The organism is Bacterioplanoides pacificum (genome assembly GCF_042648445.1).
In the GTDB taxonomy this organism is placed as follows: domain Bacteria; phylum Pseudomonadota; class Gammaproteobacteria; order Pseudomonadales; family Oceanobacteraceae; genus Bacterioplanoides; species Bacterioplanoides pacificum.
Window position 1 is genome coordinate 607469 of record NZ_JBHRYB010000001.1, and the last position, 23515, is coordinate 630983.

At 52.5% G+C, this 23515-nt stretch carries 29 protein-coding genes; 24 read left to right on the plus strand and 5 right to left on the minus strand.

Translation table 11 applies throughout. The annotated features are described in order from the left end of the window. Positions 1 to 15 precede the first annotated feature (15 nt). The 3 genes from ACFOMG_RS02730 (at position 16) to ACFOMG_RS02740 (ending at position 1352) form a co-directional block, all read left to right on the plus strand. Entirely contained in the window at positions 16 to 426 is a 411-nt protein-coding gene (locus tag ACFOMG_RS02730; RefSeq protein ID WP_376864628.1) for a hypothetical protein, read from the plus strand. Between the two features lie 205 nt (positions 427 to 631). Next, positions 632 to 961 (plus strand): hypothetical protein, encoded by a 330-nt coding sequence (locus ACFOMG_RS02735; protein WP_376864630.1) that lies wholly within the window; start codon positions 632 to 634, stop codon positions 959 to 961. A gap of 19 nt (positions 962 to 980) precedes the next feature. Continuing rightward, positions 981 to 1352 (plus strand): DUF7716 domain-containing protein, encoded by a 372-nt coding sequence (locus tag ACFOMG_RS02740; protein ID WP_376864632.1) that lies wholly within the window; start codon positions 981 to 983, stop codon positions 1350 to 1352. A 106-nt stretch (positions 1353 to 1458) separates the two neighbouring features. Here ACFOMG_RS02740 and ACFOMG_RS02745 read toward each other — a convergent pair whose 3' ends face one another. The 3 genes from ACFOMG_RS02745 to ACFOMG_RS02755 form a co-directional block, all read right to left on the minus strand. Continuing rightward, complete coding sequence (locus ACFOMG_RS02745) at positions 1459 to 2409, minus strand: hypothetical protein (protein WP_376864633.1); 951 nt, start codon at positions 2407 to 2409, stop codon at positions 1459 to 1461. 99 nt (positions 2410 to 2508) lie between these two features. Then, positions 2509 to 2883, minus strand: a complete 375-nt coding sequence (locus ACFOMG_RS02750) for a ribbon-helix-helix domain-containing protein (RefSeq protein WP_376864635.1) — start codon at positions 2881 to 2883, stop codon at positions 2509 to 2511. 40 nt (positions 2884 to 2923) lie between these two features. After that, a complete protein-coding gene (locus ACFOMG_RS02755; protein ID WP_376864800.1) occupies positions 2924 to 3487 on the minus strand; it encodes a DJ-1/PfpI family protein in 564 nt (187 codons plus the stop codon). A gap of 226 nt (positions 3488 to 3713) precedes the next feature. Between ACFOMG_RS02755 and ACFOMG_RS02760 the strand changes: the two genes are divergently transcribed. Together ACFOMG_RS02760 and ACFOMG_RS02765 are read left to right on the plus strand one after the other, a co-directional pair. Next, positions 3714 to 4340: a hypothetical protein gene (locus ACFOMG_RS02760; protein WP_376864636.1), complete on the plus strand. Its 627-nt coding sequence runs from the start codon at positions 3714 to 3716 to the stop codon at positions 4338 to 4340. 153 nt (positions 4341 to 4493) lie between these two features. Continuing rightward, complete coding sequence (locus tag ACFOMG_RS02765; protein ID WP_376864637.1) at positions 4494 to 5573, plus strand: GGDEF domain-containing protein; 1080 nt, start codon at positions 4494 to 4496, stop codon at positions 5571 to 5573. Positions 5574 to 5647: 74 nt separating this feature from the next. Here the strand turns inward: ACFOMG_RS02765 and ACFOMG_RS02770 are convergent, their stop codons facing one another. Then, positions 5648 to 7381, minus strand: coding sequence for a Na/Pi cotransporter family protein (locus ACFOMG_RS02770; protein WP_376864639.1), 1734 nt, complete (start codon positions 7379 to 7381; stop codon positions 5648 to 5650). Positions 7382 to 7599: 218 nt separating this feature from the next. Between ACFOMG_RS02770 and ACFOMG_RS02775 the strand changes: the two genes are divergently transcribed. The 7 genes from ACFOMG_RS02775 (at position 7600) to nhaC (ending at position 12913) form a co-directional block, all read left to right on the plus strand. Continuing rightward, positions 7600 to 7923: a PEP/pyruvate-binding domain-containing protein gene (locus ACFOMG_RS02775; protein WP_376864641.1), complete on the plus strand. Its 324-nt coding sequence runs from the start codon at positions 7600 to 7602 to the stop codon at positions 7921 to 7923. Between the two features lie 283 nt (positions 7924 to 8206). Next, on the plus strand, positions 8207 to 8458 hold the full coding sequence (rpsP, locus tag ACFOMG_RS02780; protein ID WP_376864643.1) for a 30S ribosomal protein S16: 252 nt from the start codon (positions 8207 to 8209) through the stop codon (positions 8456 to 8458). Positions 8459 to 8476: 18 nt separating this feature from the next. Beyond that, a complete protein-coding gene (rimM, locus tag ACFOMG_RS02785) occupies positions 8477 to 9019 on the plus strand; it encodes a ribosome maturation factor RimM (protein ID WP_376864644.1) in 543 nt (180 codons plus the stop codon). A gap of 27 nt (positions 9020 to 9046) precedes the next feature. Beyond that, positions 9047 to 9799 (plus strand): tRNA (guanosine(37)-N1)-methyltransferase TrmD, encoded by a 753-nt coding sequence (trmD, locus tag ACFOMG_RS02790; protein WP_376864646.1) that lies wholly within the window; start codon positions 9047 to 9049, stop codon positions 9797 to 9799. A 28-nt stretch (positions 9800 to 9827) separates the two neighbouring features. Further along, on the plus strand, positions 9828 to 10187 hold the full coding sequence (rplS, locus tag ACFOMG_RS02795; RefSeq protein WP_376864647.1) for a 50S ribosomal protein L19: 360 nt from the start codon (positions 9828 to 9830) through the stop codon (positions 10185 to 10187). A 220-nt stretch (positions 10188 to 10407) separates the two neighbouring features. Next, on the plus strand, positions 10408 to 11268 hold the full coding sequence (locus tag ACFOMG_RS02800; RefSeq protein ID WP_376864649.1) for a DsbC family protein: 861 nt from the start codon (positions 10408 to 10410) through the stop codon (positions 11266 to 11268). Positions 11269 to 11446: 178 nt separating this feature from the next. Further along, positions 11447 to 12913 (plus strand): Na+/H+ antiporter NhaC, encoded by a 1467-nt coding sequence (gene nhaC, locus ACFOMG_RS02805; protein WP_376864651.1) that lies wholly within the window; start codon positions 11447 to 11449, stop codon positions 12911 to 12913. Between the two features lie 105 nt (positions 12914 to 13018). Here nhaC and ACFOMG_RS02810 read toward each other — a convergent pair whose 3' ends face one another. Then, entirely contained in the window at positions 13019 to 13534 is a 516-nt protein-coding gene (locus tag ACFOMG_RS02810; protein ID WP_376864653.1) for a glycine cleavage system protein R, read from the minus strand. 240 nt (positions 13535 to 13774) lie between these two features. Between ACFOMG_RS02810 and ACFOMG_RS02815 the strand changes: the two genes are divergently transcribed. From ACFOMG_RS02815 to tolR, 12 genes are all read left to right on the plus strand, one after another. Continuing rightward, the gene (locus ACFOMG_RS02815; RefSeq protein ID WP_376864655.1) at positions 13775 to 15073 is read left to right on the plus strand and encodes a homoserine dehydrogenase; all 1299 of its coding nucleotides are present in this window, start codon (positions 13775 to 13777) and stop codon (positions 15071 to 15073) included. Between the two features lie 187 nt (positions 15074 to 15260). Continuing rightward, positions 15261 to 16619 carry a DUF1329 domain-containing protein gene (locus tag ACFOMG_RS02820; protein WP_376864656.1) on the plus strand — a complete coding sequence of 453 codons (1359 nt, stop codon included), beginning with the start codon at positions 15261 to 15263 and terminating at the stop codon, positions 16617 to 16619. 106 nt (positions 16620 to 16725) lie between these two features. Further along, positions 16726 to 17760 carry a murein transglycosylase domain-containing protein gene (locus tag ACFOMG_RS02825; RefSeq protein WP_376864658.1) on the plus strand — a complete coding sequence of 345 codons (1035 nt, stop codon included), beginning with the start codon at positions 16726 to 16728 and terminating at the stop codon, positions 17758 to 17760. Then, the gene (locus ACFOMG_RS02830) at positions 17747 to 18394 is read left to right on the plus strand and encodes a class I SAM-dependent methyltransferase (RefSeq protein ID WP_376864659.1); all 648 of its coding nucleotides are present in this window, start codon (positions 17747 to 17749) and stop codon (positions 18392 to 18394) included. The genes ACFOMG_RS02825 and ACFOMG_RS02830 overlap by 14 nt, the downstream gene beginning before the upstream one ends. Before the next feature lie 55 nt (positions 18395 to 18449). Then, the gene (locus ACFOMG_RS02835) at positions 18450 to 19028 is read left to right on the plus strand and encodes a hypothetical protein (protein WP_376864661.1); all 579 of its coding nucleotides are present in this window, start codon (positions 18450 to 18452) and stop codon (positions 19026 to 19028) included. 92 nt (positions 19029 to 19120) lie between these two features. Further along, on the plus strand, positions 19121 to 19576 hold the full coding sequence (locus ACFOMG_RS02840) for a hypothetical protein (RefSeq protein WP_376864662.1): 456 nt from the start codon (positions 19121 to 19123) through the stop codon (positions 19574 to 19576). A gap of 71 nt (positions 19577 to 19647) precedes the next feature. Then, positions 19648 to 20169 (plus strand): crossover junction endodeoxyribonuclease RuvC, encoded by a 522-nt coding sequence (gene ruvC, locus ACFOMG_RS02845; protein ID WP_376864664.1) that lies wholly within the window; start codon positions 19648 to 19650, stop codon positions 20167 to 20169. 106 nt (positions 20170 to 20275) lie between these two features. Then, the gene (gene ruvA / locus ACFOMG_RS02850; RefSeq protein WP_376864666.1) at positions 20276 to 20884 is read left to right on the plus strand and encodes a Holliday junction branch migration protein RuvA; all 609 of its coding nucleotides are present in this window, start codon (positions 20276 to 20278) and stop codon (positions 20882 to 20884) included. A 12-nt stretch (positions 20885 to 20896) separates the two neighbouring features. Next, entirely contained in the window at positions 20897 to 21928 is a 1032-nt protein-coding gene (ruvB, locus tag ACFOMG_RS02855; protein WP_376864668.1) for a Holliday junction branch migration DNA helicase RuvB, read from the plus strand. Next, positions 21925 to 22326 (plus strand): tol-pal system-associated acyl-CoA thioesterase, encoded by a 402-nt coding sequence (ybgC, locus tag ACFOMG_RS02860; protein WP_376864669.1) that lies wholly within the window; start codon positions 21925 to 21927, stop codon positions 22324 to 22326. Before ruvB ends, ybgC begins: the two co-directional genes overlap by 4 nt. A gap of 25 nt (positions 22327 to 22351) precedes the next feature. Beyond that, positions 22352 to 23065, plus strand: a complete 714-nt coding sequence (gene tolQ / locus ACFOMG_RS02865; protein WP_449237023.1) for a protein TolQ — start codon at positions 22352 to 22354, stop codon at positions 23063 to 23065. Beyond that, positions 23065 to 23514: a protein TolR gene (tolR, locus tag ACFOMG_RS02870; protein ID WP_376864671.1), complete on the plus strand. Its 450-nt coding sequence runs from the start codon at positions 23065 to 23067 to the stop codon at positions 23512 to 23514. Before tolQ ends, tolR begins: the two co-directional genes overlap by 1 nt. Position 23515: the final 1 nt, after the last annotated feature.

A 23515-nucleotide genomic window follows, 5' to 3' on the forward strand; every position in this document is an offset into this window, starting at 1 on the left:
GACAGCAACCTGATTATGCCCGGATATATGCCTGAGCAAGATCGGGGTAACCTTCCTCTTCTAACCAAAGGCGTATCTGAACTGATAGGTAATCAGGAAATACTCGTCGAATTCCTGCCATTCCTTCGTGGATTCGGTTGCCCGACGCTGGTTGGCGCGTTTAACAAACAGACGAAACACTTCGGGGTTAATAAAGTAACAATAAAGGCAGATATCCAGACATTCGGCGTATTGGGCTACCTCAGCCTATGGAAGTGCCGCCGTGATATCCAGATAACTTTCAAAAAGTTGTTCCGAGATTGCCTGCAGGCTGGCCTTATCCCGCTTAGCTATTGCTTGCCTGAGTGGCTTAAGGTCGGTTGTTTTGTCGGCATCGTACCATTCGGCAAAATAGTGTTGTGTCATGTTATTCCTTACCGTCGCTGAGTGGTTAGCTGACGCTGTTTTCCCAATAGGCTGATTTAGTAGCTATTTTACGGCGAAACGTTTAGCGGATTGTGGCTTTTATCTCAATTCTATAATTAAAACAATCAGTAATGAGCGGGTTGTGTTTATTCGCCTTTACCTGTGCAGCCGCAGGCGCTTACACTGCGCTTGTTATTAAAGTGGTCAGAAACCGACAGGGTTGGGTATGAAGCAGGCGGTTTGTTGTTTGATGTTATTAATGGCAGTGCTGCTGGCGCACCGCGCCGGTGGTGCCGGTGGTCAGTGGGGATCGCTGCAGGTCGAGGCACACCAGGGTAAGTTGCTGGATTATTTTGCCGAACATCCACAGCACCTGCCGTTATTCCTGGATACCGGGATTAAGTCCGTATACGACCAGTATATGGGTGGTGAGTTGTGGTTTGCCGCCATTCGTTTTTATGCAGATTTTATTGCCGATGACAATGAGCGTGAAGACTGGTTAAGTCAGCAGGAACAAAAGGCCTGGATTTATTTTCGCAGTATTGATTTTGACTGATGAATTAATAGGGAAACTGATGGATATTCAACCTTTTCTCGGGCCTCCGGCAACGCTGCTTCAGTGGCTGGACAGCTGTGTTGCTAACCCGGGGCAACAGCATTGGTTATTGTTTAAAGATCCGCATGGCAATACCGAAGTGACGCTGGCAACTGAGATGTATCCGATTCTGGGGGATGATGATTTTTCGCCAGAGGAATTCGATGAGTTTGAAGAAAGTATCCACCCTTGTGGCTACAGTAACTTTCTGAATCTCGATCAGCTGGAAGATATTATCTGTAATCTGGCGATGCAGAAGGAAAACTATTCCCGGGCAGAGTTGCTGTACGCGGTGAATTATTATTTTTCCCATGATGCCTTTGTTGTGGTCAGCGAGGGGACAGTATCTTAGTTTTATGCTGTTATCTGCGTGGAATATCCGGGTGGCGGGTTTGAGTATCGATTTATGCGCCAGGGATAAAAATCCCTGGCCATATGTGTGATCGCTGGCTGGTGTGTCAGGAAGGCTGGATATCCAGACAGATAGCGATGGCAGCTAACGCCATTTTTTCCTGCTTGCTGATTTTGTTGCCAAAACCAAAGAAACCACCGGAGGCTGCAGCAATTTGTTTACCCAGCTGCAACAGCGCCATTTTAAATTCCCGTGCTTCATTGTCGGGAAGGTTATCATCGACAATGCGCTTAAGTTTCTCCAGTTCCTGAATATAGTCATCTGAGCGGCTTAACACCTGAGTCAGGTATTCTCCGGCTGAGCCAATGGTACTGGTGATCACTTTGTGTAACAGTGGATTTTCTAATGTTTCGGGGTTGGTCAGTAGTTTAATAAACTCTTTAATTTCTTTGTCATCCACCTTGCCATCTGCCGCCGCGACCAGAATAAAGATCAGATAAGGCGCACTGATTAATGCCTGGTAGTCTTGTGAGGAAAATTTCCCCGATTCATCGTCAGTTGCGGTGGCTCCGGGTTGATCAACGTAGTTCTCTACCCAGATTTTATTGCCCTGTTGGTGTGATTCCAGGCCATCAAAAAACGAATCACTGATTTGCTGGGCATCACTGGTGGAAAAACCACTGACATTGCAGATTTTCAGCCGGTGAACTGCGAAGCCATCTTTGTGTGTTGCGTGGCGATAGGGAATCATATAACGCAGGCTTTTCTGGCTGTCCGGCGCAAAGTTCACATCAATGATCAGTGAATCGACACGGCCGCTGTCGAGGTGGGCATAACCATCAAAAATAAAGGCTGTGCCTTTATCATCCGGTTCAAATTCTTTGGCCTTTTTATTACCTGCCGCCATCGCTTCTGCCGAGCCCATCATAAAGCGCGACATAGTCGCCTGGCCATTGTCTTTCAGGTTGGAGAGTATCGGAATCAGCGCTTCTCCTTCGCTGATGCTCCAGATTGCATGGGCAGCGGCGTGACCTGCCATTTTCAGAACGTCTTTCATTATCCATTCCCTGATAAAAATACGGACTGAGAGAATGCTCAGGCTTGTGGTTATTGTCAATAACTACGGCGTGTCAGGCCGGTGATATCCGTCAATAAATCAGTTCGGCCAGCGGACCTGGCGCTGGCGTGCCTGTGCCGCTTCGTGGCTGAGAATTTCACTGGCATTGATGCCGGCCAGTGGCGTGGTGTCGTTACGTTGTAAATAACCATCCGCCGCCAGTGACAAATAACGGGCACAACAGACCCGCAAAAAAGAGGTGAAGTTACCGGCGTCGTGGTCGGCGTCTAACGATTCCAGATACAGGCGGGTAATCAGCTGATTGAGGCTGACCTGATCACGTTGGGCGATTTCCTGCAGGGTGTGCCAGAAGTAATGTTCCAGGCGGATGGAGGTAACCACGCCATCGATGCGCAGTGAGCGGGTTTTGCTGCTCCACAGGTGTGAATCGGCATTAATAAACAGCTGACACATAGCGGGTTACCTCCCGGGAAAATGACATTACTGTGGCCGGTTACAGCAGCGCCATAAATTGTTGCAATAATTGTGGGTGAGCTGGCCAGGCCGGTGCGGTAACCAGTTTACCATCGGTGATGGCCTGGTCCATTTCCAGGCTGACATAGTCTGCGCCGGCCATCCGGATCTCAGGTTCGCAGGCCGGGTAGGCCGACACCTGTTTGCCACGAATCACATCGGCGGCGGTTAATAATTGTGGCCCGTGGCAGATGGAAGCAACAGCTTTGTTGGCGCTGAAAAAAGCGCGGATCAGTTCCAGTACCTGTGGATTAAGGCGCAGATATTCCGGTGCCCGTCCACCGGGTAAATAGAGGGCGTCGTAGTCGGCGGCATCCAGTCCGGCGAAGTCGGCGTTTAACACAAAGTTATGACCGCGTTTTTCGCTGTAGGTCTGGTCGCCTTCAAAATCGTGAATGCAGGTGGCGATGGTGTCACCACGCTGCTTGCCCGGGCACACCGCATCGACCTGATGGCCGCAGGCGATTAATGCCTGAAAAGGCACCATGTTTTCATAATCTTCTACGAAGTCGCCGGTAATCATTAATATTTTCATCGCTGAGATCCTGAGTGAGCACGCCGGAATTGACGCTGACGACAGTTAATCAGAATCCTGCAAACAGCGGGTAGTATGATAATACTACAGGCGGTTTTAGCGGCTGGCCTGTTTGCTTATGTGCACTGACAGCGGCCGGAGTGTGCTGTATTTGGCAGCCCGGCTGATCTGCGGTTGATATTATTCATCAGCTCAATAAGAATGCGGCAAACACCGCAACGATTAAGGATGAATTATGTCTCTGGTAACGCTCGATATCCCGGAACCACAACAGCTGCGTGGCGGCTGGGCAGCGATGGCGGCTGTGTGTGCCGCCCGTGGCTGGAATGATTCGGCTTATGCCGAAAAAGATCAGTGGTTGTATCACGATGGTGGCGGTAACTGGGCCTGCTTACGCTTTCAGCACGGTGGCCGGGCGGTGATGCTGGGTCATGATCATGAATATTCTGAAACCTATTATGGTGAGGCAGCGGAATATTTTCAGGAAGAAGAAACGGATTTACTGGCAGCAGCGCCGGACTGGTGGGCGGCCGATCTGAATCCTCAGCCGCTGGGCGAATGGCTCGGTTTTGTTTATGGCTGGGATGGCCTGCAGTGGCAGCGGGCAGCCTATGATCTGGATGATGGCTTTATTTCTGTGGGGCTGGTCGATATGTGTTGTGACGACAGCTTTGATCTGTTGCGCCAGTTTGCCAGCGATGCGCCCGGGCTGAACGGGGAAGAACCGGACGATGAAGCATTACGCCAGCTGGTGGCGGCGGATGGCAATATCACCGCGGCATTGCTGGGTGCTGTGGTGCCGGGTTGGGACATCGAAGCCGGTGTGGCTGCCGGGCGTAAGTTTCTGTTGGCCAAAGTCTGAATCCCTTTCCCGACTGACCAGAGGGCACAGCTTCTGTGACTTCTGGTCACTAACGGTTACCTTTCGGAACATGCCGTCAATTGTAAAGCCCGGTTTTATCGCCAATACTTCAGTTAACAACGATAATTTATAACAATTGGCAGCTTTCCGTTAATGAATCCTTTCTCATCTCTGATGGCACCAGATGCCGGAGGCAGCGAGCGACTGTTTCGCAAACTGATGCTTCAGGCCTCTTTAGTTGGCGTCGTGCTTCACCTGGCGTTTGCCAGCCTGTTTTTCCTGTATGACATTGCTTTTATGGCAGCGGTAAACATCGTCAGCGTGGTGGTGTATCTCATCGTCTTTGTGGTGATTTACCGCAGCTTGCTGGAGTTTTCGGCCTGGCTGATGGTGGCGCTGGAGATTCTGATTCATGCCGCACTGGCGGTGTATCTGTTGGGCTGGGATACCGGCTTCCATTTTTACGCCATGCTGATTCCGCCGGTTACTATGATCAGCCCGTTAAAGGAAGGCCTGGCGAAAATGCCGGCGGTGTTGCTGCTGACCATGGTGTATGTGTTGATGGATTATGGTCTGCGCACTTCCGCGCCTGTGTACCTGCTGCCTGAGCTGGTACGTGACAGCCTGTATTATTTTAATCTGGTGGCGGTGTTGTTTGTGATGGTATTTCTTACCGGGCTGTATTACCGCCTGGTGGTTACCAACGAACAGAAGCTGAAACAGCTGGCAACCACAGACTCACTGACCGGCTTACATAATCGTCGCAGTCTGCAGCGGCTGGCAGAGCGTGAGCTGGATAATCACCGCCGTAATGGCCTGCCACTGGCGGTGATGTTGTGTGATCTGGATAACTTTAAACGCATTAACGACTTGTTTGGTCATCAGGCCGGTGACCAGGTGCTGATGCACTTTTCGCGCTTATTAAAACAACAGATCCGGCGTGGTGATCTGGCGGCGCGCTGGGGCGGTGAGGAGTTCCTGTTATTGCTGCCGGCGGCTCCGGCGCAGGAGGCGGCGCTGGTGGCAGAACGTATCCGCAATGAACTGGAGGCCGCTGCGGTCAGTTGTGGCGACAAGGATATTTACGTCACCGCGACCATTGGTATCAGTGAGTTACAGCCGGGAGATACGCTTGAGCACCTGGTAGCGCGGGCGGATGATGCCTTGTATCAGGGCAAAGAGGCGGGCCGTAATCGTATTGTTTTGCCGCCATCACCGTTGGCCGAAGCCTGACGATTGCGGTTATTGCGGAGATAAAAAAAGCTTCCGCGCTGCTGCGCGGAAGCTTTTTTGTTAGCGGCTCTGGTTCAGCGATTGCCGCGGATGCGCATCGCTTTCAGACGGCTGGCAGCTGCGGATTCGTTGACGTTCAGTACGTGATCGCCGATCCGCTCAAGGCGGTTTAACACGTCAATAAAGCTGACCCCGGCACGTGGCGAGTAGGCCGATTGTTCCAGTCGCTGGTAGTGGCTGGTACGGAACTCATCACGCAGTTCATCAACCCGGTCTTCCAGCCGGATGGCTTCATCAAGATCAACACTGCTGGCGTTACGGGCAACGTTTTTGCGCATATTGTTGATGGCTTGTTGCACGGCCGTCATCATCGCGGTCATTTCCTCATTGGCCTCCTGTGGCCAGGCCGACTTGGTTTCGTGCATACGTTCGCTGAGTTTGGATATCTGGAAGTAGATATCGGCAATGCGTTCCAGATCGTTGATCATCATCTGCATAAAGCGGATGCGTTCCACCAGTTCCTGTTCCAGGTTACCGTCTTCTGTGACCCGCACCAGGTAGTCGGAGATTTCCACTTCCATCTGGTCGGTGGTGTCTTCCATCTGGGCGATTTTATCCAGTAACTTCTGGCGTTTTGCCTGGGGATCAAACAGCAGCTTGTTGACCCGTTTGTGCATCTTTTCAACAATTTCAGCGAAGTGTTGTACTTCTTTCTGTGCCTGTTCAATCGACAATGCCGGCGAGTTCATCATACCGGTGCTGATGTAACGCAGGTGGTAATCGTCTTCTTCACCGTCGTCGGGCACGATGCGTTCGATAAAGCGCACAATCGCCGGAATAAAGGCAAATAACAGCACAACGTTAAGGATGTTAAAGGAGGTGTGGAATAACGACAGTCCCAGTGTGGCATTGGGACGGGCCGCCGGATCATTACTCATGATCGAGGCCGGGCTGGATGCAAAGCTCTGGATGATGCTGTCGATGGCGTACATCACCGGGTAAATGGCGGCTAACATCCAGCACACACCAATCAGGTTAAAGGCCAGGTGGAAGCGGGCAGCCCGTTTGGCCTGCACATTACCGACCATGGCGGCCAGGTTGGCGGTGACTGTGGTGCCAATGTTTTCACCCAGCACCATGGCAGCGGCCAGCGGGAAGGAAATCCAGCCTTCAAATAACATCACCAGGGTGACGGCGGTGGCGGCTGAAGATGACTGCATCACCAGCGTCAGTATGGTACCCACCGCGACAAACAATAATAACGACAGGTAACCGTGGCCAGCGAACATATCGAGGAAGGCCAGCATTTCCGGGTTACTGCGGATATCCGGCACACCGGTTTTGATAAATTCCAGGCCGATAAACAGAATACCAAAACCAACCATGGTTTCGGCGATGTTGCGCCAGCGGCTGTTTTTCGAAAACAGGAAAGCGAAGAAGATACCAATCAGTGCCATGGCGATGGGCGTGATTTTCATCTTGAACCCAAACAGTGCCACGATCCAGGCGGTGACAGTGGTGCCGATATTGGCCCCCATGATCACGCCGGTGGACTGAATAAAGGTTAATAAGCCGGCATTAACGAAGCTGACGGCCATAACGGTGGTGGTGGTGGAGGACTGAGTAATGGCGGTGGTGGCAAAGCCGGTGACCACGCCGGTCAGCCGGTTGCGGGTCATGCCGCTGAGGATACCTTTGAGGCGATTGCCTGCAATTTTCTGGAGTCCTTCACTGAAAACCTTCATCCCGAAGATAAAAACACCTAACGCCCCGATCAGCTGGAGCAGGTCAAAAAGGGAATAGTTCATGTAACACCGTTTGGCTGGTGGCTTTGTTACTGGGTTCCGGTAACGGGTGGTCGCCGGAGCGGACTATCGGCCGGTTGCCGGGATATGGCGGCCGGGCGGGCGCATTATAACGACAGAGGCTGTATGGGTCTGCCCCGGGAAGCGTTTTTTTCTCTACAGATTGTTACGGATCAAGGGGTTGAGGTTACGGGTCAGGGGGTTGAGGTTCTCAGGGGGTGATGTTTACCGCAAATCCGGTGAATGGTGATCGTCGTCAGGCACTGATTTCTTCCACCTGGGGTTGTGGTGAAGGGTTAGTATCCGGCGTCTGTAATGCTGACGAAATTACCGTAGGTTTGTACGACAACAGCATTAATACACAAACCGCAGATAAAGACATCGCATTACGCCAGTGCCCTGACGGGGGCTGCGGCGTTAGTATTGTTGCCGCTGGAGTGGTTGCTGGCGGAACGCTCGCCGTTTGCCGGACATTCATTATTGTTTGCCGGGGCGATTGCCGGGTTGGGTTATATGTTAGGCGAGTTGCCCAATTCACTGGTTAAACGACGGCTGGGCATAGGCGCCGGTGAATTACCGCAGCAAGGCAAAGTTATCACCATCGCGGTGGATCAGCTGGACAGGGTGGTGTGGCTTCTTATACACTACGCGCCCTTTTACTTGGGTTAGTCTGGGTCTGGAGTGTTATTTATAATGCTTTCCGGGTTCAGAGTAATCCCAAATTCTTGTTAAGAATCAGTCAGTTACTGTTGATTATTAGCAAGGTATGTTGAACGGCAGGCGATTCCAAAACCTGTCAAAGATAAAACGATCGGAGTGATCAATTTTATGGTAGTTATCCGTTTAGCCCGTGGTGGCTCAAAAAAACGCCCTTTCTATAGCATTAACGTAGCTGACGTTCGCATGCCTCGCGACGGTCGCTTTATCGAGCGTGTTGGGTTCTTCAACCCTGTTGCTCGTGGCCAGGAAGAAAGCCTGCGTGTTGATCTGGAACGTGTTGAGTACTGGATTGGCAAAGGCGCTCAGCCAACTGATCGCGTAGCTAAGTTACTGAAAGACGCTAAGAAAGCTCAGGCTTAATTGGCGCACGGGGAAGTCATGACAGGCCAGCACGTGAATTCAGAACAGGACATCACCATCCTGGGTAAAGTGAGCACGGCATTTGGCATTAAGGGCTGGGTGAAGGTGTATTCGTACACACAACCCATGACCAATATTCTGGAGTATCCGGTCTGGTTGCTGAACGTTAACGGCCAGTGGAAAGAATATAAACTGCGTGACAGTCGTCCCCAGGGCAAAGGCCTGGCGGCCGCTCTGGAAGGCATCAATGACCGCGATCAGGCACTGGCCTTATCTCAGGTGGAAATTGGTGTACCAACCAGCGATTTGCCCGAACTCGATGAAAACGAACATTATTGGTTCCAGCTCGAAGGTCTGAAGGTCAAACACACCGACGGACAATTGCTGGGCCAGGTAAAAGAACTGTTTGATTCCGGTGGCGGTAATCAGGTGATGGTGGTGACACAGTGCGAAGGCAGTGTGGATAAACAACAACGTCTGATCCCGTTTGTGGATGCAATCGTTCTTGATGTCGATCTGGATGGTGGTGAAGTTCAGGTGGACTGGGATCCGGATTTTTAATCCGGTACTGAATAATCTGGTATTTAAATGCGGTTTGATGTTGTCACCCTGTTCCCTGAAATGTTTCAGGCCCTGACTGACCACGGTGTTACCGGTCGGGCAGTCAAGCAGGATAAAGTATCAATCCAGTGCTGGAATCCACGCGATTTTACGCACGATAATTACCAGACGGTGGATGATCGACCGTACGGTGGTGGCCCGGGCATGCTGATGAAAATTCAGCCTCTCAAAGACGCTATCCACGCTGCGAAAGCGGCAGCCGGTAACGATGCTAAGGTGATTTATATGTCACCTCAGGGTCGTAAGCTGGATCAGCGCGGAGCCGAACAACTGGCTCAGCAGCATAAGCTGATTCTGGTGGCCGGACGGTACGAAGGCATTGATGAACGTCTGATCGAAACTGAGATTGACGAAGAGTGGTCGCTGGGGGATTTTGTTCTCAGTGGTGGCGAAATGGCCGCCATGACCATGATGGATGCCGTAATCCGGTTAGTTCCTGGTGTATTAGGCCATGAACTGTCGGCGCAGCAGGATTCGTTTTCCGACGGCTTGCTGGATTGTCCGCATTATACCCGCCCGGAGCTGTATGAAGGGCAGGCAGTACCGCAGGTGTTACTGAGTGGTAACCATGAAAAAATCCGCCAATGGCGGCTGAAGCAATCATTGGGACGTACCTGGCAGCGCAGACCAGAGTTACTGGCAGCGCTGGAACTGACAAACGAGCAACAAAGGTTATTGACAGAGTATCTGGCAGAGCTTGACGAACAGGCGTTTGAATAACAGCCTCCAGACTGTTGAGGAGAAAACAATGAGCAACAAAAACTTAATTATTCAGCAGATTGAAAATGCACAGCTGAAAAGCGACATTCCTGCTTTCGGCCCTGGTGACACTGTGATCGTGCAGGTGAAAGTAAAAGAAGGTAACCGTGAGCGTCTGCAGGCGTTTGAAGGTGTGGTTATCGGTAAGCGTAACCGTGGTCTGAACTCGGCTTTCACCGTACGTAAAATTTCTCACGGTGTTGGCGTAGAGCGTACTTTCCAGACTCACAGCCCACTGGTAGACAGCGTTGAAGTGAAACGTCGTGGTGACGTTCGTCAGGCGAAACTGTACTACCTGCGTGAGCGTAGCGGTAAATCTGCACGTATTAAAGAGAAGCTGGCTAAGTAAGGTTTACTTACCGGGCTATGCAGCTCTTGCAATAACAAAAAAAGCGGACCTTGTGTCCGCTTTTTTGTGGCTGTTTTCCTGAGACTGTCATCAATTTGCGGTATGCTCAGCGGACTATGGACGTTATTGACGGTTAATTACTGATTGTCACTGGCGTGGCGGAACTCTGGCGGGCAATATCTATCTAACTGTCAGTACAGCAAGCGATAAGGTTTATCCGATGAAAAAAACACTGTTGGCCATCGTGTGTGGTCTTGTTATGGCGCACCCTCTGCAGGCAGAGGAGCAAACACAGGCCAGTCTGGCGCAACAGGCTGAAAAGAAACTGGTATCGGCCTTTGGCCCGCGTCTGAAAGTACGTGAAGTGGCGCCGGTGGCTGGTGGTCAGTTACTGGAAGTGGTGCTGGTTGATGGCACTGTGATGCATATGACCCCGGATACCGGGCATTTCCTGTATCGGGATGAACTATATCAGCTGGCAGAAACCGGTCCGGTGAATGTCACTCAGGGACGTATGAATCCAAAACGGGCAGCCGGTATGGCGGATGTGGCTGACAATGAAGCTGTGATATTTCCGGCCAAAGGCGAGCAGAAGGCGCTTATTAACGTCTTTACCGATATCGACTGTGGTTATTGCCAGAAACTGCATCAGGAAGTCCCGCGCCTGAACGAGCTGGGTGTGACAGTACGTTACCTGGCTTACCCGCGCGCCGGGGTGAAAAACCCACAAACTGGTCAGCTGACGGATTCGTATCAGAAAATCAATTACGTCTGGTGTCAGGAAGACCGCAAAGAAGCCATGACCACGATGAAAAACAACCAGCGTGAACTGAGCATGCTGGGGCAGCGGATGCGTCGCGGTGGCGCGGCAGCAACCGAAGAGCAGTTCCGCGCGCTGCAGGCGCAGATGTCAGAAATGATCAGCAACAGCAAAGACTGTGGTGCCCCGGTAGCTGCGCAATACGCACTCGGCGGGCAGCTGGGTGTAACCGGCACGCCAGCGATTATTACCGAAGACGGACAACTGTTTCCGGGCTATATGCCAGCCGATGATCTGGCAGCCCGGCTGGGTATCCAGTAACGGTTATCCACTCGTCTCATGACACCAAATCCCTCAGCCTGATGGCGGGGGATTTTGTGTTTTTAAGCCTGTCTGTTGTAGTTTTGCGCAAAAAATCACCGCCTTTTAGCCAATCTGTTAGTGCCAACAGCTGACTATCTGGTTAGAATGCGCGGCTTTTATTTAAAGGCGCGGGCCGATGACAGACAATTCCAATACTACTGATATTCGTTCCCTCTCATTATGGCAGGCTTTGACCCCGGTGATCCTGCTGATCACTATGCTGGGTGCCTCGGTTTATTACTTCTCCGATAACTCCTCTTATGGCGCCAACCAGATTGCCTTATTGATTGCTGCGGGTGTGGCGGCCTTTATTGGTATGCGCAATGGTCATCAGTGGGATGATATTGAGCAGGGCATTATTCATGGTATTTCCAACGCCATGATTGCGGTCCTGATTCTGCTGGTGGTGGGGTCGCTGATCGGCACCTGGATGCTGGCCGGCACGGTACAAAGCCTGATTTATTTTGGTCTGCAGCTGATCAGCGCCAGCTGGTTCTATGCGGCGGCGTGTCTGGTGTGTGGTATCGCCGCCATGAGTATCGGCAGCTCCTGGACGGTGGCCGGTACCCTGGGTATTGCATTTATGGGCATGGCGATGGCGATGCAGCTGGATCTGGCCATTGCCGCCGGGGCGATTATCTCCGGCGCTTATTTTGGCGATAAATTATCGCCGCTGTCGGATACCACGAACCTGGCTTCGGCGGTTACCGGTACGCCGTTGTTTGATCATATCCAAAACCTGTTATGGACCACCGTGCCGGGTTTTCTGATTGCTTTGTGCATTTTTTCCATCATGGGCGGAGAGCAAACCCTGGCCTCGGCAGAATCCATTCGCAGCACCATGACAGGACTGCAGGCCAATTTTAACCTCGGCGCACATTTGCTGATTCCTGTAGTAGTGGTGTTTGTACTGGCCTGGCGTCGGGTACCGGCACTGATTACCCTGGCAGCCGGTGCCTTAATTGGTGGTTTGTTTGCGGTGTTGTTTCAACAGGAAGCGATTGGCCGGTTTATCAGCAGCGAAGGGATTGCCTCGGCTGAGCGCAGCCTGTTGGCGGTATGGACGGCATTGTTTGACGGTTATGTTTCTGAAACCGGTAATGACGCGTTAGACAGCCTGTTAAGCCGTGGTGGTATGAGCAGTATGCTGAACACCGTCTGGCTGATTTTATGTGCCATGGCGTTTGGATCGGTGATGGAAAAAGTTGGCCTGCTGGAACGTATTCTGATGGCCATTCTGAGTTCGGTGCGCAGCACCACCGGCCTGATCGTGACGACGGTATTTACCTGCATTGGTGCAAACGTAATGACCGCCGACCAGTACATTGCCATCGTATTGCCCGGACGTATGTATAAACTGGAATACGCTCGTCGTGGACTGGCCTCAAAAAATCTGTCGCGCACTCTGGAAGATGCGGCGACGTTAACCTCACCTCTGATTCCCTGGAACACCTGCGGTGCCTATATGGCCGGTACTCTGGGGGTGGCAACCTTGTCTTACCTGCCGTATGCCTTCTTTAACTTATTGGGTCCGGTGTTGTGTGTGGCGTTTGCGGTTGCTCATTTCCGCATCGTTCCGCTGGAAAGTGAACAAAACGCCTGAGCCGCGGATGGCCCGGGCTACTGAGAAGTGCTGACCAGGCTCGCGTTATGTTGTCATAACGCGGGCTTTTTACGCTTTGGGGTTTTTACGTTTGTGGTGGTGTTATTAATCGAGCGTGATTTCCACCATCAGGTCATTGGAAATGGCTTCCAGGGCATCAGCCAGCTGGTCGGCGTCAAACGTTTGTGGCACCCGTAATTGGGCCAGGGTGCGGAACAGCGGTACGGCACTCATTTCTGCACTGTCGCAGTTCGTGGTTAACTCCAGTACGTTAACGCCCATTTTCGCCAGTGTCTGAGACACTTCACGGACGATGCCCGGGCGGTCGTTACCCACCAGGCTGAGGGTCAGATCTTTGCTGGAGACATCGTCACCGGCTTCACTGCTGTGTTCCACGGCTACCTGCAGGCCGTTGGCGCTCAGTGCCGCCAGTGCGTCGCTGAGCGGCTGGCTGTTACTGGCGTCAACGCTGACGCGCAGGATGCCGGCAAATTTACCGGCCATGTGTGACATACGGCTTTCCAGCCAGTTGCCGCCGTGTTCGGCGATGACGCCGGACAGTTGTTCTACGATACCGGGTTTGTCATCGGCGATGACGGTTAACACCAGAAATGTCGACATGGAGAATCCTTTATCAGCTACATCAGTCAGAGATGGTTCAGACCTTAGCACAGCCGTTGCGGCATGAAAAAACAACTGCACCGGCCAGCCTTATCCGGGCGTGTTTCTGCTGGCCCGGCTTTATGGTGCAGGGCGGTGGGTTTATGGTACATTGCTGAACTTTATTGCCGGCGCCAGACCTGAAGTCGGGCGGCGCTGAATTCATACACATACTGAGAATTTTCTCGAAAGGAGATGACCTTGAAACCGGTTAAAGTGGGTATCTGTGGTTTAGGTACAGTTGGCAGTGGCACCGTTAATGTTCTGACCAACAATGCACAAGACATTGCACGCCGGGCGGGTCGTGAGATTATTATCGGGCAGGTCGGTGCGCGTCGCGATAATCCGGCCTGCGACACTTCCGGCATGGACGTCAGTCGCGATATTTTTGCCGTGGCAAAAAATCCGGAAATCGACATTGTGGTCGAACTGATTGGTGGTTATGACGTTGCCCGGGAACTGGTGCTGACCGCGATTGAACATGGTAAACACGTAGTGACCGCCAATAAGGCGTTAATCGCAGTACACGGCGATGAAATTTTTGCCGCGGCGGAAGCCAAGGGTGTTTCTGTGATGTATGAAGCCGGTGTAGCCGGTGGTATTCCGATTATTAAAGCGGTACGGGAAGGTCTGGCGGCCAACCGTATTAACTGGCTGGCGGGCATTATTAACGGTACCGGTAACTTTATCCTGACCGAAATGCGCGACAAAGGCCGCGATTTTGATGATGTATTAAAAGAAGCTCAACAGCTGGGTTATGCCGAAGCGGACCCGACGTTTGACGTTGAGGGGATTGATGCGGCGCACAAGCTGACCATTTTATCGTCGATTGCTTATGGCATTCCGCTGCAGTTTGAGCGTTGTTATACCGAAGGTATTGGCAACATCACTCCTGACGATGTCGAATATGCTGAAGAGCTGGGCTACCGCATTAAACATCTGGGTGTCAGCTGCCGCAGTGAAAACGGCATTGATCTGCGTGTTCACCCGACCATGATTCCGGTGGCGCGTCCGATTGCGACGGTTGATGGTGTGTTAAATGCCGTGATGGTGAACGGTGATGCAGTCGGTGACACCTTGTACGTGGGTGCCGGCGCCGGTGCCGGGCCAACCGCGTCGGCGGTGGTTGCGGATGTGGTGGATCTGGCGCGGGCGATTGATGCGCCGGCTTCTGCCCGGGTTAATCATCTGGCATTTAACCAGATCGATGATGTCAGCGTGCTGCCGATGGAAGAGGTGGAAACCGCTTATTACCTGCGTATCGAAGCGCTGGATAAGGCTGGGGTGCTGGCGAATGTGGCGTCGATTCTGAGTGAGCGTGGCATCAATATCGAAGCCATTATTCAGAAAGAACCCAAAGATGAAGATAAAATGGCGCAGATTATCCTGCTGACCCACCGGATTGTGGAAAAAACCATGAACGAAGCCATCGCGGAAATCGAAGCGCTGGCCAGCACCGTTGGTCAGGTGACCCGCATCCGGGTTGAACATCTGAATTAACTATAAGACCTTGGTCTTAGAGGAATGGCGTCACACCCCTGTGGGTATGGCGTTTTTTCATGCCTGTTGATAGTTAAAAATCTGATTGTTTGCACAAGATTTTGTAGTAGTTTTGTAACAAACTATTGCTCAAAAAAAGAGCAGGTATTAGCCTGTGCGCCGCTTTTTTGTATTGCAGAGGTGCACAGTGACTGGAGCGTTTTACCGTTTTGCCGGGATAGTTTGTCTCGGTCTGGGATTATCTCAACCGGCTGTTGCCGCTGTTTCTGAACAGCAGGCTAAGCGCCTCGGTCAGGATCTGACCCCGGTGGGGGCGGAAAAACTGGGTAACGGTGCCGATATTCCGGCCTGGCGGGGAGGTCTGGCGCTAGATGCCAGCCATCAGCCGGGTGATTTTCACGCCGATCCGTTTGCTGCTGACGCGCCTCTGTTCCGCATCAGTGCCGCCAATATCGACCAGCATGAGAAACGTCTGAGTGAAGGCCAGAAAGCGCTGTTGCGCCGTTTTCCTGAGATGTTTTTTGAGGTCTACCCAAGCCGCCGTTCGGCGTCTTATCCGGATTACGTTTATGACGGTATCCGCACCAATGCCACGCGTGCCGAACTGATGAAATACGGTTCCGGGGTTCGTGGTGCAACGATGTCATCGCCGTTCCCGATCCCTGAAAATGGTCTGCAGGTGTTGTGGAACCACACCTTACGTTTCCGTGCCCAGTCGTTTACTTATTCGGGTTACACCGCCACGATCACCGCCAGTGGCGACCGGGCAGAAACACTGCGCGATTATCAGTATTTCTTTGCCTACAGTGAACCGGGCATGGAGCCGGAAGATCTGGATAACAAAATTTTCTACCTCAAACGTAAAACCCTGGCACCGGCAAATCTGGCCGGGCGTATTACTCTGGTACACGAAACCCTCGATCAGGTGCGTTCGCCGCGTAAATCCTGGGTATATGTACCGGGCCAGCGTCGTCTGCGCCGTACCCCCGATCTGGCCTACGATACCGCCGATGTAAACACTAACTCCATCCGTACCATTGATCAGGTGGATATGTTTAACGGTGCGCCGGATTATTACGACTGGAAGCTGGTTGGCAAACAGGAGATGTACATTCCGTACAACGCCTACAAAGTGCACCAGGGTGAGTTACTGAACGATGATATCCTGCTGGATCACCATCTGAATTCCGCCTTGCTGCGTTATGAAGCCCATCGTGTCTGGGTGGTGGAAGCCACGCTGCGGGTTGGTTTTGATCATCGTTATGCCAAACGTCGTTATTATGTCGATGAAGACTCCTGGTCGATTATTTACGCCGAAGAATACGACGACCAGAGTGGACTGCTGCAGGTGACCGAAGCGCACCTGATCAACTTCTACGATGTGCAGATGGTGTACCCAACACTGGAAGTTACCTACGATCTGGAAAACAGCCGTTATTATGCTGAAGGTCTGGATAATGAACGTGGCGCAACGTTAAACGCCGATCAGAACTTTACCCGCCGTCAGTTTTCTACCAGTGCGGTACGGCGCGAAGCCAAACGCTGATGGACTTTCCCGACGGCGCTGACAAGCGCCGTCGCGGTCATTACACTGTCCTCTTTTTTATCACGGGTGGTCAGTGCGTTTTTTTTTTCTGAGCGGATGGCTTTTATTGCTGAGCTGGAGTGTGCCGCTGCACTCGGCTGAGTTACCGGATAACTTCTCTGAGCTGTCGGATGATGTTCAGGCGGTGATTCTGGAGTACACCTTTTTTGCCGAGCAAGCCGACCAGGTGTGGGGTGATGAGTTTCAGCAAAGCTCAATCCACAGCATGGTTAAATACCTCGATGACTTTCATACCCGGGTGCGGATCGATTTTGCTGCCGGCAGCATCCGGGTCGAAACCCGGGGCTCGAAAACACCTCTGCAATCGTTGCAGAAAGCCATTAAAGCCACCTTACTGACCCCGGCTGACCCGAATGCAATTGATTTATACACCGCCGCCGACTTTGGCCTGACGGGCAAACCGTTTCTGGCCGGGCAGGTGCTGGATCATGACGGCCAGGCGGTGTTATACCCCTGGCGGGCGGAGCGCTATGCGGCTTATCTGGTGGCCGAACAACTGCGCCAGGGCGGCGGTAAATACTGGGTCGATATGCCCATGGTGGGTAATTATAAACGGATCAGCGCCGATCGTTATCGTATTCCGGTCAGCCGTGCGGCCAAACATTATCGCCTGTCTGAAGCACTGATTTTTGCCATTATGGAAACCGAAAGCAGTTTTAATCCGATGGCAGTGTCACATGCCAATGCTTATGGCCTGATGCAGGTAATGCGCAATACCGCCGGTAAAGATGTGTTCCAGCGTATTTATCAGCGTAGCGATAAACCCAGCCGCAATTTTCTGCTCGACCCGGAAAACAATATTGATGTTGGCTCGGCCTATTTGTCGATTTTGCGCGATGTGTATCTGCGTGATGTCAAAGGCTGGCTGAAAAAAGAATATTGTATGATTGCCGCTTACAACGGCGGTGCCGGCAATTTATTTAAAGCGTTTGGCAGCGGCCGCAAGCAGGCGCTGGCGCGCATTAATGCGATGACCACCGAGCAGGTGTATCGCACCATCGTAACGCAGCACCCGAAACACGAATCGCGCAATTATCTGAAAAAAGTAACCCGGTTTAAGAAGAAATATGTCAGTTGGTGAAACTCCGGATGCCCGTTTATTGCAGGCATTATTGTTGCCCGGTGCCGGGCTGAAACAACAGCTCAGCCAGTCGTTGTTATTGTGGTTGCTGGATATTGATGCCGAGCGCGTGCAGCTGGATGTTGCCCAGATCAGTGCATTCTGGCAACGGTTACCGTATTGGGCGTTTGCCTGGGCCGGTGGCCGCTTGCTGGCGCAATATATTCTCGATCATCCGGAGCTGGTACGCGGCAAGCGGGTGCTGGACTTTGGTTGCGGCTCGGGGTTGGTGGGGATTGCGGCGGCAAAAGCCGGTGCCCGGCAGGTGTGGGTCGCCGATCTGGATGATAATGCATTGCTGGCAGCGGCGCACAATGCCGGGCTGAATCAGGTTGAGCTGATGGCGGTGGATGCGCAGGCCGGCTGGCCGCCGGTGGATGTGTTGCTCGCCAGTGATGTGTTGTATGACATCAGCTCCAGCGCTGACTTACGTCAGCTGATGTTACAGATACCCGACTGGCTGCTGGCTGAAAATCCACAGGTGGCACCGGATTGGGTAACGCTGCGGCCATTGTATCAGGCGGTCTGCAGTACGTTGCCGGCGATTGGTGATTTTGATGACGCAGTGACCCTGACGGTCTATGGTCGCACCTGAAGGGCTGTGGTAGCGTTACGCTATCTTACAGACCGAATAGCATAAGGAACGACGGATGAAACTGATTAAACAGGCAATGCTGGCGCTGGTGATGTTGGCCTGGCTGCCGCTGGCACAGGCCGAGGAACTGACGGATAACGACGTACAGCGCTGGCTGAAGGCGATGCCAACCCTGACCAGCTGGCTGGAGCAACACGACGATAAGTTGGGCGGCGACAGCGTGATGCAGGAATCGGAGACGATGGATCAGGTGTTTGAAAAAGGGGTTGAACAGCTGCGTAAAGAAGGCCTGTACGATGACTTTAATAAGCAGGCCAAACAACAGGGCTTTGCGTCGGTTGAGGAATGGGCGACCGTGTCACGTGATATCAGCCTGGCGTTTATGGCGATTGAGCTGCAGGATAACCCGGCCAGTGAAGCACAGATGCAGGCCCAGCTGGAGCAACTGAGCCAGGCTGAAGGGATTCCGGCGGAAGAAAAAGCCATGATGGAAGGTATGATGAAAGCCTCTATCATGATGGTGAAAGCAGCCAAACAAGTACCGGCCAATAACATTAAAATCGTCAAAGCCCATGCTGATGAGATTGCCCGCCAGTTTAATGAAGACGACGGTGAGCACGACCACGATCACTGATACAGCGCAATGCAGAGCTGTGATGCGCGGCTAAACTGACATAACAGGCTGGCTGAAAGGCCAGCGGTCAGCCAGCGCAGAGGAGAGAGTGCATGAGTTATTCCACCGTTAAAGATGTGCTGGATTACAGCCAGCAGTTGCATGAACACGCCCGTAACCTGTATCAGCAGTTGCGCGATCAGACCCAGCGTGAGCGGGTTGATATGATGCTGCAGTTACTGGCCGAGCATGAAAATACGCTGGCGCATTCGATGCAGAATCTGCATGAGCACACCAGTCAGAAGGTGTTGTCGGAATGGCACCAGTTTGAACCCGGCTCCATTGCCAAAGCACTGGATGGCTGTAAACAGTGTCATCCGGATTTATCCGTGGATGAACTGGTTGAGATTGCGCTGAAAATTGATGACTACCTGATCCACTTGTATCGCCAGATGGCCAGCGAAGCTACCAGTGGCGAATCGCGTCAGCTGTTTGAGAATCTGGCGCAGCTGGAGGAAACCGAAAAGATCCGCACCGTGCGGGCGGCGTTATCCGCCAACGACTGGTAATTCACCCGGTTTGCTACCCACATCCCCGACTCCTGAGTACACTGTGCGCTGACTCAGGAGTTTCTTTTTGTATGGCCATTATCCTTGGCATTGATCCGGGCTCACGCATTACCGGTTTTGGTGTTATTAACAGCGTTGGGCAAAAAAATGAATACATCACCAGCGGTTGTATCCGGCTGGGAGAAGGCGAGCTGGCCTTACGACTGCAGAAAATTTACGACTGTATTGAGACGCTGATCGAACAGCACTGCCCGCAGGAATTTGCCATCGAACAGGTGTTTATGGGCAAAAATGCCGATTCGGCACTGAAGCTGGGTCAGGCGCGTGGTGTGGCTATTGTTGCCGCTGCACGCCAGGGATTACCGGTGGCGGAATATGCACCACGGACGATTAAACAGTCGGTGGTGGGTAAAGGCAGTGCCACCAAAGAGCAGGTGCAGCTGATGGTACAACATCTGTTAAAACTGCCCGGCCGGCCCCAGGCTGATGCCGCGGATGCCTTAGCGATCGCTCTGACTCACGCGCATACCCGGGCCAGCCTGGTGACTCAGGCCGGTATCAGAAGTTATGCCCGTGGCCGTATGAAGCTCTAGCCCTCCTGCACATCCCTGCCTGTGTTAGCCGCTGTATCTGAATTGAGCCGCATAGCGGTTTGCTGATAGGCTAGGCGCCTTTCTAATCAGTAAGAATTCACAACCCATGATAGGTCGTCTGCAAGGCATTATTCTCGAAAAACAGGCTCCGGATTTATTAATCGACGTCAACGGCGTGGGTTATGAAGTGCAGGCGCCACTGTCTACCTTTGTCAGTCTGGGCAAAACCGGTGATGTCGCCGTGGTTTATACCCATCTCGCCATCCGCGAAGATGCGCATCAGTTGTATGCCTTCAGTGATAAAGGCCAGCGTACCCTGTTCCGTACTCTGATTAAGGTCAGTGGTGTGGGGCCGAAGCTGGCACTGGCGATTTTATCTGGTATGGATGTGAATGCTTTTGCTGCCTGTGTTCATGCCGAGGACGTGACGGCGCTGACCAAGTTACCCGGAGTGGGCAAGAAAACCGCTGAACGGCTGATCGTGGAAATGCGCGACCGTCTGAAGGAGTGGCAGGCACCGGCACCGTTATGGGCCGCCGTGGATGCGGCGGAGCAGGCCGGTCAGAATCAGCTGCTGGCAGAGGCCGAAGGTGCGCTGGTGGCACTGGGGTATAAACCAACTGACGCAGCGAAGATGCTGAATAAAGTCGCGGCGGATGGCCTGTCAGCGGAAGAACTGATCCGCCTGGCATTAAAAAGTACGCTGGGCCGGTAACGGGAAATATTTATGATCGAAGAAGACCGTTTTATCAGCCCGCAGCCGGTGATGGCAGAAGAACGTCAGGACCGCGCTATCCGGCCAAAAACTCTGGCCGATTATATTGGTCAGCCCCATGTGCGTGAGCAGATGGAAATATTTATCGGTGCTGCCCGGGCACGCGACGAAGCGCTGGATCATACCCTGGTGTTTGGTCCGCCGGGATTAGGAAAAACCACCCTGGCGAATATCATCGCGGAGGAAATGGGCTCTCAGATTAAGTCCACCTCCGGACCGGTGCTGGAAAAAGCCGGCGATCTGGCTGCCATGCTGACCAATCTGGAAGAGGGCGATGTGTTATTCATCGACGAAATTCATCGCCTTAATCCAGCGGTTGAAGAGGTGTTGTATCCGGCGATGGAAGATTATCAGCTGGATATTATGGTGGGCGAAGGGCCGGCAGCACGTTCGATTAAAATTGATTTACCACCTTTTACATTGGTGGGGGCTACAACCCGGGCAGGTTTGTTAACATCACCGCTGCGTGACCGCTTTGGTATTGTGCAGCGGCTGGAGTTTTACAATATCGATGACTTATCGGGTATTGTGTCGCGCTCCGGTCGTTTAATGGAACTGGATGTTGATGACCATGGTGCCCGGGAAATTGCCCGTCGCGCGCGCGGTACACCACGGATTGCTAACCGGTTATTACGCCGTGTGCGTGATTACGCCCAGGTAAAATCCGACGGTGTGGTTGATCAGCAGGTTGCTGATGCGGCGTTGAATATGCTGAATGTCGATGCCCAGGGATTTGATCATATGGACCGGCGTTTATTATTAACTCTGCTGGAAAAATACGATGGCGGACCGGCGGGGGTAGAAAGCCTGGCAGCGTCCATCGGTGAAGAGCGCGATACCATCGAAGATGTGCTTGAGCCGTATCTGATGCAACAGGGCTATATTACCCGTACGCCCCGGGGCCGTATGGCAACCCGGCATGCGTACCGTCATTTTGGTCTGGAATTACCGGCGCGTTTTATTTCGCAAGAGAAGGACACATGAGTTTTCGCTGGCCCGTGCGGGTGTATTACGAAGATACTGATGCCGGTGGTATCGTTTATTACGCTAACTACCTTAATTTTTTTGAGCGTGCCCGCACAGAATGGTTACGCAAAATCGGGTTTAATCAGGAAGTATTACGGCAGCAGGGTATTTTGTTTGTTGTACGTGATGTTTCTGCAAAATATCGCCGCAGCGCTCGTCTGGATGATGAGCTTGAGGTCAGTGTTCAGGTCGAAAAGTTGGGTAAAGCCAGTTTTAACATCAGCCAGTCTGTATATCGTATCGGTGACGAAAAAGAAGAACTGCTGGTAAACGGTTATGTCTCCGTTGCCTGTATCGATAGCAGTGGTTCTCCCCGGGCCATTCCGGCAGATATTATTAACACTATTAATAACTAATTCAGACAAACCGACAGGAGTGTTTGTGAACGAATCGATGTCGATTATTTCGTTAATTGCCAATGCCAGTATTGTTGTTCAGCTGGTTATGCTGATGTTGTTGGCAGCATCCGTATTGAGCTGGGTTGTGATTGTTCAGCGCAGCCGGCTACTGTCGGCCAGTCGTGATCAGTTGCTCGATTTTGAAGAGCGTTTCTGGTCGGGGGTAGATCTCAATGCGTTGTACCGCGAATGCCAGCAAAACCCGGCACCCAGCGCGATTGAAAATGTTTTTATTGCCGGTATGAAAGAATTCGGAAAAATGCGTCAGCAGAATACCAGTGATCCGGATGCGGTGATGGCCGGTGTACAGCGGGCGATGCGCATCAGTATCAGCCGTGAATCTGAAAACCTGGATACCCATTTACCTTTTCTGGCAACGGTGGGTTCAACCAGCCCGTATATCGGCCTGTTCGGTACCGTTTGGGGCATTATGCATTCTTTCCAGGGGCTGGCTGCGGTTAAGCAGGCCACCATTGCCACGGTTGCACCGGGTATTTCAGAAGCATTAGTTGCCACGGCCATGGGCTTGCTGGCAGCGATTCCGGCAGTCATTTTCTATAACCGCTTCGCCAGTCGGGTGGATCGTATGGTGACCGGTATGTACACCTTTGCGGATGAATTTTCGTCTTTGCTGTACCGCCAGGCACACAAAATGAACCAGAGCGTGGCGAAAAAAGACGAAGCAGGGGCAAGCTGATGGAGCCGATGGCACCACCGGTGGAGAAACGCCGGCCTGTCGCTGAAATCAACGTTGTACCTTATATCGATGTGATGCTGGTGCTGCTGATCATCTTTATGGTGACGGCTCCGATGCTGGTGCAGAGTGTGCCGGTGGACCTGCCCGACGTGGATTCCACGCCGACGGAAATCGATCCGGATGGCAACACCATTATTGTGTCAGTGAATGCAAAAGGCGTTTATTTTATTGAACGCGGAGAAGAGCAACCCAAAGCCATGGTGTTGGCCGATGTACAGGACTACGCCAGAAAGGTCACGGCCGAAGTGCCGGGCACACGTCTGCTGATTCGCGGCGATGAACAGGTTCCATACGGCAAAGTGGTGGTGCTGATGGGCGGTTTGCAGTCGATCGGGATAAAAAATGTAGGCCTGATCACTGAAGCGCCGGACCCGGAGGCTTCCCGTTAAC

Bases quoted from the DNA above. Each gene is read 5' to 3' on its own strand.
- ACFOMG_RS02730 (WP_376864628.1), top strand. From the start codon at position 16: ATGCCCGGATATATGCCTGAGCAAGATCGGGGTAACCTTCCTCTTCTA.
- ACFOMG_RS02735 (WP_376864630.1), top strand. From the start codon at position 632: ATGAAGCAGGCGGTTTGTTGTTTGATGTTATTAATGGCAGTGCTGCTG.
- ACFOMG_RS02740 (WP_376864632.1), top strand. From the start codon at position 981: ATGGATATTCAACCTTTTCTCGGGCCTCCGGCAACGCTGCTTCAGTGG.
- ACFOMG_RS02745 (WP_376864633.1), bottom strand. From the start codon at position 2,409: ATGAAAGACGTTCTGAAAATGGCAGGTCACGCCGCTGCCCATGCAATC.
- ACFOMG_RS02750 (WP_376864635.1), bottom strand. From the start codon at position 2,883: ATGTGTCAGCTGTTTATTAATGCCGATTCACACCTGTGGAGCAGCAAA.
- ACFOMG_RS02760 (WP_376864636.1), top strand. From the start codon at position 3,714: ATGTCTCTGGTAACGCTCGATATCCCGGAACCACAACAGCTGCGTGGC.
- ACFOMG_RS02765 (WP_376864637.1), top strand. From the start codon at position 4,494: ATGAATCCTTTCTCATCTCTGATGGCACCAGATGCCGGAGGCAGCGAG.
- ACFOMG_RS02770 (WP_376864639.1), bottom strand. From the start codon at position 7,381: ATGAACTATTCCCTTTTTGACCTGCTCCAGCTGATCGGGGCGTTAGGT.
- ACFOMG_RS02775 (WP_376864641.1), top strand. From the start codon at position 7,600: ATGTTTACCGCAAATCCGGTGAATGGTGATCGTCGTCAGGCACTGATT.
- rpsP (WP_376864643.1), top strand. From the start codon at position 8,207: ATGGTAGTTATCCGTTTAGCCCGTGGTGGCTCAAAAAAACGCCCTTTC.
- rimM (WP_376864644.1), top strand. From the start codon at position 8,477: ATGACAGGCCAGCACGTGAATTCAGAACAGGACATCACCATCCTGGGT.
- trmD (WP_376864646.1), top strand. From the start codon at position 9,047: ATGCGGTTTGATGTTGTCACCCTGTTCCCTGAAATGTTTCAGGCCCTG.
- rplS (WP_376864647.1), top strand. From the start codon at position 9,828: ATGAGCAACAAAAACTTAATTATTCAGCAGATTGAAAATGCACAGCTG.
- ACFOMG_RS02800 (WP_376864649.1), top strand. From the start codon at position 10,408: ATGAAAAAAACACTGTTGGCCATCGTGTGTGGTCTTGTTATGGCGCAC.
- nhaC (WP_376864651.1), top strand. From the start codon at position 11,447: ATGACAGACAATTCCAATACTACTGATATTCGTTCCCTCTCATTATGG.
- ACFOMG_RS02810 (WP_376864653.1), bottom strand. From the start codon at position 13,534: ATGTCGACATTTCTGGTGTTAACCGTCATCGCCGATGACAAACCCGGT.
- ACFOMG_RS02830 (WP_376864659.1), top strand. From the start codon at position 17,747: ATGTCAGTTGGTGAAACTCCGGATGCCCGTTTATTGCAGGCATTATTG.
- ACFOMG_RS02835 (WP_376864661.1), top strand. From the start codon at position 18,450: ATGAAACTGATTAAACAGGCAATGCTGGCGCTGGTGATGTTGGCCTGG.
- ACFOMG_RS02840 (WP_376864662.1), top strand. From the start codon at position 19,121: ATGAGTTATTCCACCGTTAAAGATGTGCTGGATTACAGCCAGCAGTTG.
- ruvC (WP_376864664.1), top strand. From the start codon at position 19,648: ATGGCCATTATCCTTGGCATTGATCCGGGCTCACGCATTACCGGTTTT.
- ruvA (WP_376864666.1), top strand. From the start codon at position 20,276: ATGATAGGTCGTCTGCAAGGCATTATTCTCGAAAAACAGGCTCCGGAT.
- ruvB (WP_376864668.1), top strand. From the start codon at position 20,897: ATGATCGAAGAAGACCGTTTTATCAGCCCGCAGCCGGTGATGGCAGAA.
- ybgC (WP_376864669.1), top strand. From the start codon at position 21,925: ATGAGTTTTCGCTGGCCCGTGCGGGTGTATTACGAAGATACTGATGCC.
- tolR (WP_376864671.1), top strand. From the start codon at position 23,065: ATGGAGCCGATGGCACCACCGGTGGAGAAACGCCGGCCTGTCGCTGAA.